This window comes from Formosa algae (assembly GCF_001439665.1).
Classification (GTDB): domain Bacteria; phylum Bacteroidota; class Bacteroidia; order Flavobacteriales; family Flavobacteriaceae; genus Formosa; species Formosa algae.
In genome coordinates this window covers 38,886-49,052 of the sequence record NZ_LMAK01000009.1, presented here as the reverse complement: position 1 = coordinate 49,052, position 10,167 = coordinate 38,886, and the positions used below count along the sequence as shown (strand labels likewise).

Sequence of the window (10,167 nt, the reverse complement as noted above, 5' to 3'; positions counted from 1 at the left end):
CAGCTTAAAGATTATGGCGGTGTTGGCGGTTTAAAAACGGTTAACATTAGGAGTATGGGCTCGCAACATACTGCTGTGTTTTATGACGGTGTGCGCTTAGGAAATGCGCAAAACGGCCAAGTAGATTTAGGGAAATATTCCTTAAATAATATGGAGGAAATAAGTCTGTACCAAGGGCAACGTACAGATTTAGACCAGTCTGCTAACGGTTATGCTTCGGCCAATACAATGTATTTAAAGTCTAAAACACCAAAGTTTTCCAATCTTAAAAATTATGAAGCAGAAGCTACTGTTAAAACAGGATCTTTCGGCTTATTTAATCCGTCACTCGCTGTAGACTATAAACTTAACGATAATATTGCAGCCCGAGTAAGTGCAGAGATGGTATCTGCAGATGGTGAATATGAATTTCAATACACCAACGGAAGTTACGATACAACTGCGGTTCGCGAAAATGCAGACATTAAATCGTATCGCGTAGAGGCCGCTTTATATGGCAACCCATCAGGTAAAAGCAGTTGGCATATAAAATATTACCATTTCGATTCAGAACGCGGACTGCCCGGAGCTATAGTGGCTAATGTGTTTAGTAGACCACAACGGCTTTGGGATCAGAATAATTTTATACAAGGCGAGTTTAAACACAAAGTGAACGACTCCTATTTCTTTGTTATTCGAGGAAAATATGCTAGCGATCACTCACGTTATGTCGATCCCGAAATTGTGTCTTTAGATGGGATATTGGATAATAAATATTTTCAGAAGACGTATTATGCTTCTGTTGTAAATACCTTAAAAATAAAACCATTTTGGGAGATCTCATTAGCATCAGATTTTGAGGAAAATACATTAGATGCTAATTTGTATCGTTTTGCTTACCCTAAGCGTTTTTCTATGCTAAATGCCTTGGCGAGTAATCTTTATTTTAAAGGTTTAAACGTGCAGTTAAGTGTGTTAAGTACTACTGTAAATGAAACGGTAGAGGCTTACGATACAGCAGACGATCTCCAGGAATTTACACCTTCTGTAATGGTAAATGTACAACCTTTAAAAACTCCCGATCTAAGACTGCGTGCTTTTTATAAAAACAGTTTTAGAATGCCCACTTTTAATGATTTGTATTACACTTTTGTAGGAAATACGTATTTAAAACCAGAATATTCAGAGCAAATAAATTTTGGGTTTTCATACCAACATGCTAAACAACAGTCTTTTTTTGAAGTTCAAGCAGATGTGTATAAAATCTGGATTACAGATAAAATAGTCGCCGTACCAGGAACAAATTTGTTTAGGTGGACCATGCTAAATTTAGATACTGTTGAAACCACTGGGCTAGAAGTTGGTTTAAAATCGTCTTTCAAATTATCCAATCAATTCAACCTAACTTCAAAGGTAAACTACACTTACCAAGAAGCTATAGATGTTACGCCAGACAGTAATACGTACGGCGACCAAATTCCATACATTCCATTACATAGCGGAAGTGCCACGGTTATGGCCATGTTTAAAGATTTTAAATTCAACTATAGTTTTATTTATACAGGTGGACGCTATAGCCAGAAAGCCAATATAAATTCTAATTATTTAGAGCCTTGGTATACACACGATTTATCTGCAAACTATAACCTGCGTTTATTTAAAAAATCACTCCAATTTGGTCTAGAAGTTAATAATGTTTTAGATCAGCAATACGCTGTGATCAAGAATTTTCCCATGCCAGGTCGCTCATATCGATTTACACTCAATTATAAACTTTAAATTTTTTAATGCATACTTATGAAAAAACAAGTACTTATTCTAGCGTCACTTTTATTCTTTTTTTCCTGCAGGTCTGACGATCCAATTACAGTAGATGAGGATACACAACAACCTGCAGAACCCGATACAGAGAATGTTTTAAAAGGATTTTATCTTTTAAATGAAGGGAATATGTCTATGAACAAAGCATCCCTAGATTATATGGATTTTGAAACTGGAGAATATACTCACGATCGTTTTACATCAGCAAATCCTTTAGAAGTTGGTGGTTTAGGCGATGTCGGAAATGATATTGGTATATATGGATCCAAAATGTATGTGGTTGTAAATGCATCTAATAAAGTTGAGGTTTTAGATGCCGAAACCGGCGTTAAACTAAAGCAAATAGACGTTAATAATTGCCGCTATATTACGTTTTATAATGGCAAAGCGTATTTAAGTACTTACTTGGGAGAAATTGGAGATTATAGTGCAACCGAAGGTCAGGTACACGAAATAGATACCACAAGCTTAAGCATAACTCGTAGAGTAGATGTGGGACGCCAACCCGAAGAATTAGTGGCTTATAATAATAAAATATATGTGGCCAATTCAGGTGGTTATAGTCCGCCAGATTACGAATCTACCATCTCGGTTATCGATATCGAAAGTTTTACAGAAACCAATCGTATAGAGGTTGCCATAAATCTACACCGATTAAAGATTGATAGTGAAGGCGATTTATATGTGTCTTCTCGAGGAGATTATTTTGAAACACCTTCAAAACTATACGTTATAGATACAGCTACAGAAACAGTTAAAAAAGAATTCGATTTGGCTGTTAGTAATATGACTATTCATAATGATATCGCCTATATCTACAGTACCGCTTTTAATTATTTTACAGGAGAAAATGTAATCTCTTACAATAAGCTAGATACCACAACAGAAACTATTTTAGACGACTCTTTTATAGCCGAAGGGAACGAAGATCTTATTCAAATTCCTTATGGTATTGCCATAAATCCAGATACCGAAGATATTTATATCACCGATGCTAAAGATTACGTGTCGCCAGGCGATTTGTATTGTTTCGATTCAGACGGAGAGTTTAAGTGGAAGGTGGTAACAGGCGATATTCCTGCCAAAATTCAATTTGTATATCAACCAGAATAAATTAAAAATAGAAGAAGACAATGAAAACATTACATTACTTAACAACAAACAAAGTAGCTTTATTAATTGGCTGTAGCGTGCTATCTCTATCGTGTTCTAATGACGATGATGCATTACAAGCTCCAGAAATAGAACTTTCTGTAACTAATCAAGCGATAGAAATGACTATGGGAGACACCAAGTCTTTTGAATCTTATAATTTAAACGACGACGATTATATTACAGAATGGAGCCTTGGAGACAGCTTAGTGTCTTCAGAAACGATTTACAGTTTTGTTCCAGAAACTTCTGGAGCATATCAATTAACATATCACGCTTATAATGCAAGTGGCGATTTTACCTTCAATTACGATATTACTGTTGATGCTTACATTCGTCCAACCACTACTACTAGTACGGCATACATTTCAGAGTTAATAGATTATGTGCCAGGTCCTGGTCAATTTATTAATACAAATTTAGGAAATGATATTGGTGCAGCAACTGTAGTAGGAGGTAGTAGTGGTTTGGTGAGTTTAGGCGCTTGGGGTGGTTCTATAACTTTAAGTTTTGATCATACAGTTTTAAATGCTGCAGATGATACAGATTTTATAGTGTATGGAAATGCATTTTCTAGTGCCGCTGAACCAGGAATTATTTGGGTGATGCAAGATGAAAATGCGAATGGAATTGCCGACGACACTTGGTATGAAATTAAAGGAAGTGGTCACGATTTAGAAGGCACAAGTCGTAATTATAGTATAACATATTTTAAACCCGCAACAGATGACGATGATGTGTCTTGGGAAGATAGTGAAGGTGCTACTGGCATAGTAAAAAAGAATGCATTCCATAGTCAAGCTTATTTTCCAGCATGGATAACAGAAGATTCTTATAGCGTTTCAGGAACACTTTTATCTGACGAGAACGTAGATTTAAGTAATCCTTCTTTTGTAAAAAGTTTAGCATTTGATTATGGGTATGCCGACAATACTAGTGGCGGAGATGCTATAGATATTGCAGATGCTATTAATGAAGCAGGTGAAGCCGTTGATTTAAGCGGAATCGATTTTATTAAAATTCAAACTGGAGTGCAAGCAGATTTAGGTTGGTTAGGCGAATTATCAACTGAAATTAAAGGTGCAGCAGATATTAGTTTATTAGAATAATTAAAGTCTGAACAGTACAATAAAGGCATCAAAAAACTTAAGTTTTTGATGCCTTTGTTATTTCTTAATAAATTGAATTATTTAGATGTTTACATCACTTTCTGCGCTAAATATTTTTGAACTTCGTATACATTTATACTTTTGTTAAACTTTTTACTCACAGAAGGTAAGTTCTCGCTAGATATCCAAATTTTTAATTCGGCATCTAAATCAAATGTTCCTGCTGTTTCTAAGGAAAATCTGGAAATGCTCTTGTAAGGCATAGATCTGTACTCTTGTTTACTTCCAGTTAATCCTTGGACATCTATTAAAATTAATCGCTTATTTGTAAACATAAAAGTGTCTCGTAAGAGCTTAAATCCTAATTCTACATGTTCACCATCAATAAGTAATCTGCTGTATTTTTGGTTTAATTGTTCAGGAGATACCTCAGAAGCATTTCCTAATATTTTATTGAATATTCCCATAGCACTCGTTTCTGTTTAATTATCTATACTTGATAATGTATTGTTCTTACAAAGATATTTTTTTATCTAACAGAAACTATGAAAATTAAATACGATTACAGTACAAATTGTTTTAAAATTTAGAGAAAAATAAAATTGAAAGTCCTTTAAATTGAAGATAATTAAAATTTAGAATCATTTGTAAATGCATTGTAAAATCAAGGTAAATCAATTGGGTTTCTCTCTATTTTTAGTCAATTAATCGGTATTTTTGAGGTGTAAAATCATCACTCATAAATGATAATTTTAGGTGATGATAAAAGTTTAATTAAGAATGGTTAGCACGCTTATCTATTGATTATGCTTACTGCTTAATATAATTTAAATAATATATGAAACAAGTTGTAATAATAATGGGGTGTTTGCTTTTTGGCGAATTCGTGGTATATCTCACCGGAATTAAAATGCCTTCTAGTATAATTGGCATGTTACTTTTAACCTTGTCTTTAGAAATGGGCTGGATAAAATTAGAGTGGGTTAAAGGGATTAGTAACTTTTTAACTAAAAATATGGCTTTCTTCTTTGTACCTCCCGGTGTGGCTATTATGCTATATTTAGATCTTATTAAAGCTTCGTTTTGGCCAATAATTGTAGCCTCTACTTTAGGGACAGTTATTGTTTTTGCATGTACAGGTTGGACTCATCAATTGTTTATAAAGCATAAGAAAACCTTTAAAAAAAATAAGCCATCTTAATTTTAGATTATGAATGCTATATTACACTCAGAAATTTTTATTCTCAGCTTAACGTTTGCCGCTTATTTTGTCGCGCAAAGTTTACAACGAAAAACTAAGATGCTTTTTCTTAATCCCGTATTGGTTGCAATTGTTTTAATTATTGGTTTTCTAACCGTGTTTAAAATAGATTTTGAATCTTATAAACAAGGAAGTAAAATGATAGAATTTTTACTTAAACCAGCGATTATTGCATTGGGCGTACCATTATATCAGCAATTAGGAAAAATTAAAAAACAAGCTATTCCTATTATTGTATCGCAATTGGTAGGTTGTATTGCAGGTGTGGTGTCTGTTGTACTAATCGCAAAATTAATGGGAGCACCAAAAGAAATTATTTTTTCTATAGCCCCTAAATCTGTAACCACACCAATAGCTATGGAAGTCTCTAAAACTTTAGGTGGTATTCCACCATTAACAGCATCTGTTGTTGTTTTATTTGGTATTATAGGGTCTATCTTTGGCTATGAAATCATGAAAATATCACGCATAAAAAGTACTATAGCACAAGGTATTTCTATGGGAACGGCAGCTCACGTCTTGGGAGCATCAAAATCTATGGAAATTAGTGGGAATTTTGGAGCGTTATCTAGTATTGGATTAATTGTGAACGGTATTTTTACCGCCTTCTTAGCACCTTATATAATTTCCTTTTTAGGTATTTGGATCGATTTTTAGAATAGACCAGATTTGAATTTAAAATATACTTTCACAAAAAAAGCTTCACCAATTGGTGAAGCTTTTTTTATAATAGAAAAAGAATAGGTTTATTTCTTTATATCTTCAATATAAGATTGTAATTGTTTTCCGTATTTAGAGGCTTTAACTTCTGGAGTTAGTGAAACGTTTATAGTATCTAACCATTTAATGTTTGCATCATAAATTTCAGATAATGCTAAATATGGAGCAACTTCAGAGTCTTTATGGTTTATAGCATAATTTACAGTGAATAAATATTTACGTTTAATTAAGCTTTCATCTACTTTGTTTATACTATCTATTTTAATTGAATCTTTAGCTTTTGCAGCTTCAAAATTTTCTTTGATTAAATCTAAACGTGCATTTTTAATTCTTGTATTTAACACATTATATTCATCTAAAAGGGTCTGATTTTTAGACCCTGTAATGTCTGCATCGACTACGAAATGCTTCAGAGTGGTTTTAATATCAATCAATCCTGCTTCAGCAAAGAATGGAATACGTTCGTAAGATTTGTCATGTTTATTTAATACCAAGTAAAAAATTTCTGGTGAATCTACTTGTGCATGTAATTCAAAATTTTCATTTCCATTCACTTTTATAGAATCTAAAGACACTAAAAGTGAATCGTCTATTTTCTGAAGGTACACCATTCCTTTTTTTAAGCCTTTAACATGTGCATTTACTGTTAAGTTTCCTTGATCTGTTCCGCAAGACACTACGATTAATAAAAGGAATAAAATAGATAAGTTTTTCATTTATAATTAAATTTTGGAGGGCAAATATCTTATAATTATTTGTTAAATACTAGTCTACAGCTACGATTTTCATAAGCTCTGTACAAAGAATAGCGCCATAGGTTCCTACCACATAGCCAAACACTGCTAAAAGAGCTCCTACAGTGGCTAAAGACGGATGAAATGCTGCGGCGACAACAGGAGCAGAGGCTGCACCTCCTACATTGGCCTGACTTCCTACAGCTAAGAAAAAATAAGGAGCTTTAATAAGTTTAGCGACTAGAATAAGTAGTAAGGCATGAATAGTCATCCAAACTAACCCAATTAATATTAACCCTGGATTTTCGAATAGTTTTGTTAAGTCCATTTTCATACCAATAGTGGCTACTAATATGTAAATAAAAATGCTACCAATTTTACTTGCTCCAGCACCTTCATATGTTTTGGCTTTAGTAAAAGATAATAAGATACCTATAATAGTTGCTAAAGTAATTAACCAAAAGAAACCACTCCCGAAAGAAGATAGCGGACTTTTAGGATCACTCACAGCATCAAAATGAGACGTTAAAAACGATGAGATATATTCTGAACCCAGATGTGCGCATCCCACAGCTACAAAAGCAAATGTTAGAATCATCATATAATCCGTAAGTGTTGGAATTCTAGTGATCTTTTCGCTAAAGCTTTGTACTTTTTTCTGTAATTCTTCTATCGCAGTATTATCTGCCTTTAACCAATTATCTATGCTTTGGCGTCTACCTATACCTAGTAAAATTAAAGCCATCCATATATTGGCGACTACAATGTCTATTAAAACCATACCACCATATAATTCTTGATTGAATTGATAAATTTCTAACATGGCCGCCTGATTTGGTCCACCACCAATCCAACTTCCTGCAAGAGTAGACAGTCCACGCCACACAGCATCGAACCCAGCACCGCCAACTGTTTCTGGAGAAAACGTCGCGATAATTAATATGGCTAATGGTCCGCCAATTACTATTCCTATAGTTCCTGTAAAGAACATAATTAATGCTTTCCAACCCAAATTAAAAATGGCTTTTAAGTCTATACTAATAGTCATTAATACTAAAGCGGCTGGTAAAAAATAGCGACTCGCCACAAAATAGGTTTGAGAAGTGTCTGCAGAGATAATTCCTAAAGAATTAAAAATGGCAGGAATTAAATAACACATTAACAGTCCAGGAATGTATTTATAAAATGTTTTCCAAAACTTGTTTTTTAAAGCTTCTGTATAAAATACAAAGCCTAATGCAAGCATTAAAATACCAAATACAATGGCATCATTAGTAATCAGGGGTGTGTTTTCCATAAAAAATTGTTAAAGTCGCAAATTAGCAATTTTGAGCATTAAAAAAAAGGGTGCGAACTTAAAGTTTGGCACGATGATTGCTTTTTATAACTCAATTATTATAATGATAAATATTAGAGTGTGGTTACTTTAATATTTTAGTAATAATTTTTCATATTGGTTGGTTAGTTAGTGAAAAAGCATCCCTAGAGGATGCTTTTTTTTTGACTTAATTTGTCTGTATAAAATCTACAATACTTGTTGTTAGTTCTGGAGCAATCTCACGAGCAGATTCGTTGTAAGACTTGGTGTTTTCTAAGCGATCTCCGGTAATAGGTACAAAGATATGATTCATGTTTTCTATTAATTGTAACTTGGCTTTAGGCGCTATCGTTTTTAAAGTTTCTGCAGCTTTTACCGAAACTTGTAAATCTTTCGTACCGTTTATAATTAAAATAGGAATGTCTAGCTTTTTAAGTTCGTCTTGCGGATTGTAAGTCATCCAATTTGCGATAAAGGGTTGTACATCTAAATTGAAGATCGACTCTAAAGCAGCAGGATAATCTGTTGTTGTTTTTCCTGTTTTTAAAATTGCGAATACCGATTTAGAATCTTCTAAATAGATTGGAGCATTTGTAGTAAGTTGCTCTATAATTACGGTGTCTATTGTTTCTGCAGGACCAGCGATTGAAATGAAACCATCTGCTTTATCTTTAGAAATAATCATTCCTATTAAACTGCCTTGACTGTGGCCAATCACATAAATTTTATTGAAAGTGTTTTTGGCTTTAAAATAATCCAACACATCTTCAGCATCAGAAATAAAGTCGTCGAATTTAATCGATTTATCTACTTGTTTCATTTTTAATTGCTTCACAATACGCTTATCGTATCTAAAGGTTGCAATATTTTGTAAAGTTAGCTGTTCTGCTAGTTTTTTTAGTGAATTGTTCTTTAAGAAATTCTGATTACCGTTTCTGTCTGTTGGTCCAGATCCTCCAATAATAATTGCAAGATCGAGCTTTTCAATATTTAATGGCGTTAAAAGTGTGCCATCGATAAGTTGTGTAATAGCTAAATCTTCAGAATTAAATTTTTGTTCTTGTGCTTGTGTAATGCCTGTAAGCAGAAATAAAAGTAATATAATAATAGGTCTCATATTCGTTTTATAATTTGTGATGATTAGATGTCGCTATTAGAACCAAATTTAAACTAATAACTGTTCGCTAGATAGTATTCTATAAATTATATCTGTAAATTATTAGGTGTATAAACTGATCTTCTCAGGGAAATAATGTCGTTATGTGTTAAAAAAATATGTATTTCATCGATTAAATGAGTTGTTTGTCTGTGTTTTTAAAATTAAATTTTAAATTTGAGTGTACTAGAAATATTTAGTAAGGATTAATTAATTAATATTTGCATTATGTTGTTAATACTGGATTCCCAAATCTAACTACATTATATAGATTGCAAATAATAGAAAACCGAGGTTGAGGGACCTTGGTTTTCTTATTTAATAGATTATTCTAAATGTTAAATTTATTCGATTACCGATGTCTTTTTTAGTTTTTGGAAGCTGATGTAACCAATGTTTCTGTGTATCTCCTTTCATTATAAGTAGACTACCATGATTTAAAATTAATTTTTGTTTTAAACTTGAATCTCGTCTATGTTTAAAATGAAAAATGCGTTCTGCACCAAAAGACACAGATGCAATTATAGGGCGTTCTCCAAGTTCCTTTTCGTTATCTGAATGCCAACCATTGCTGTCTTGTCCGTTTCTATATAAATTACACAAGCAACTTGTAAAAGTATGTTCTGTTTCATCTTCAACCTTATTTTTAATTTTTAATAACGTTGGATTAAAATGTTTTGGATACATGTCTATTCCAGAGTACGAATAAGGCTTGTTATTATTGGCATATAATGCCGTTAGTCGAGGTTGAGGAACTGTTTTTCCAAATAGGGTAATGTCGTCCTGCTGCCAAGCTATAGTTTGTAACAGATCTTGGTATAATTGATCTGTTTCCAATTGCGAGAAGAATGAAGGATAGTATATAACCTCTGCATCTGGCATCTGTAAAGGAATGACTTCATTTTTAAATAACATAC

General features: G+C 33.0%; 10 protein-coding genes. 5 read left to right on the top strand and 5 right to left on the bottom strand.

What is annotated here, in order from left to right:
* The 3 genes from AST99_RS03330 to AST99_RS03320 form a co-directional block, all read left to right on the top strand.
* Positions 1 to 1,758, top strand: a 1,758-nt coding sequence (locus AST99_RS03330) for a TonB-dependent receptor plug domain-containing protein (protein WP_057779131.1), incomplete at its 5' end; no start/stop codon positions are given.
* An 18-nt stretch (positions 1,759 to 1,776) separates the two neighbouring features.
* Positions 1,777 to 2,913, top strand: coding sequence for a YncE family protein (locus AST99_RS03325; RefSeq protein WP_103191227.1), 1,137 nt, complete (start codon positions 1,777 to 1,779; stop codon positions 2,911 to 2,913).
* Positions 2,914 to 2,933: 20 nt separating this feature from the next.
* Positions 2,934 to 4,061 carry a hypothetical protein gene (locus AST99_RS03320; RefSeq protein WP_057779127.1) on the top strand — a complete coding sequence of 376 codons (1,128 nt, stop codon included), beginning with the start codon at positions 2,934 to 2,936 and terminating at the stop codon, positions 4,059 to 4,061.
* Between the two features lie 89 nt (positions 4,062 to 4,150).
* Here the strand turns inward: AST99_RS03320 and AST99_RS03315 are convergent, their stop codons facing one another.
* Positions 4,151 to 4,528: a PH domain-containing protein gene (locus AST99_RS03315; RefSeq protein WP_057779124.1), complete on the bottom strand. Its 378-nt coding sequence runs from the start codon at positions 4,526 to 4,528 to the stop codon at positions 4,151 to 4,153.
* 371 nt (positions 4,529 to 4,899) lie between these two features.
* On the opposite strand from AST99_RS03315, the gene AST99_RS03310 reads away from it, so the two are divergent.
* Together AST99_RS03310 and AST99_RS03305 are read left to right on the top strand one after the other, a co-directional pair.
* On the top strand, positions 4,900 to 5,262 hold the full coding sequence (locus tag AST99_RS03310; RefSeq protein WP_057779121.1) for a CidA/LrgA family protein: 363 nt from the start codon (positions 4,900 to 4,902) through the stop codon (positions 5,260 to 5,262).
* Between the two features lie 9 nt (positions 5,263 to 5,271).
* The gene (locus AST99_RS03305; RefSeq protein WP_057779119.1) at positions 5,272 to 5,979 is read left to right on the top strand and encodes an LrgB family protein; all 708 of its coding nucleotides are present in this window, start codon (positions 5,272 to 5,274) and stop codon (positions 5,977 to 5,979) included.
* A gap of 89 nt (positions 5,980 to 6,068) precedes the next feature.
* Here AST99_RS03305 and AST99_RS03300 read toward each other — a convergent pair whose 3' ends face one another.
* The 4 genes from AST99_RS03300 to AST99_RS03285 form a co-directional block, all read right to left on the bottom strand.
* Positions 6,069 to 6,758 carry a DUF4369 domain-containing protein gene (locus AST99_RS03300; RefSeq protein WP_057779118.1) on the bottom strand — a complete coding sequence of 230 codons (690 nt, stop codon included), beginning with the start codon at positions 6,756 to 6,758 and terminating at the stop codon, positions 6,069 to 6,071.
* 49 nt (positions 6,759 to 6,807) lie between these two features.
* On the bottom strand, positions 6,808 to 8,073 hold the full coding sequence (locus AST99_RS03295; RefSeq protein ID WP_057779116.1) for a DUF819 family protein: 1,266 nt from the start codon (positions 8,071 to 8,073) through the stop codon (positions 6,808 to 6,810).
* A gap of 208 nt (positions 8,074 to 8,281) precedes the next feature.
* Positions 8,282 to 9,211: an alpha/beta hydrolase gene (locus tag AST99_RS03290; protein ID WP_057779113.1), complete on the bottom strand. Its 930-nt coding sequence runs from the start codon at positions 9,209 to 9,211 to the stop codon at positions 8,282 to 8,284.
* A 357-nt stretch (positions 9,212 to 9,568) separates the two neighbouring features.
* A complete protein-coding gene (locus AST99_RS03285) occupies positions 9,569 to 10,165 on the bottom strand; it encodes an alpha-ketoglutarate-dependent dioxygenase AlkB family protein (protein ID WP_057779112.1) in 597 nt (198 codons plus the stop codon).
* Positions 10,166 to 10,167 lie beyond the last annotated feature (2 nt).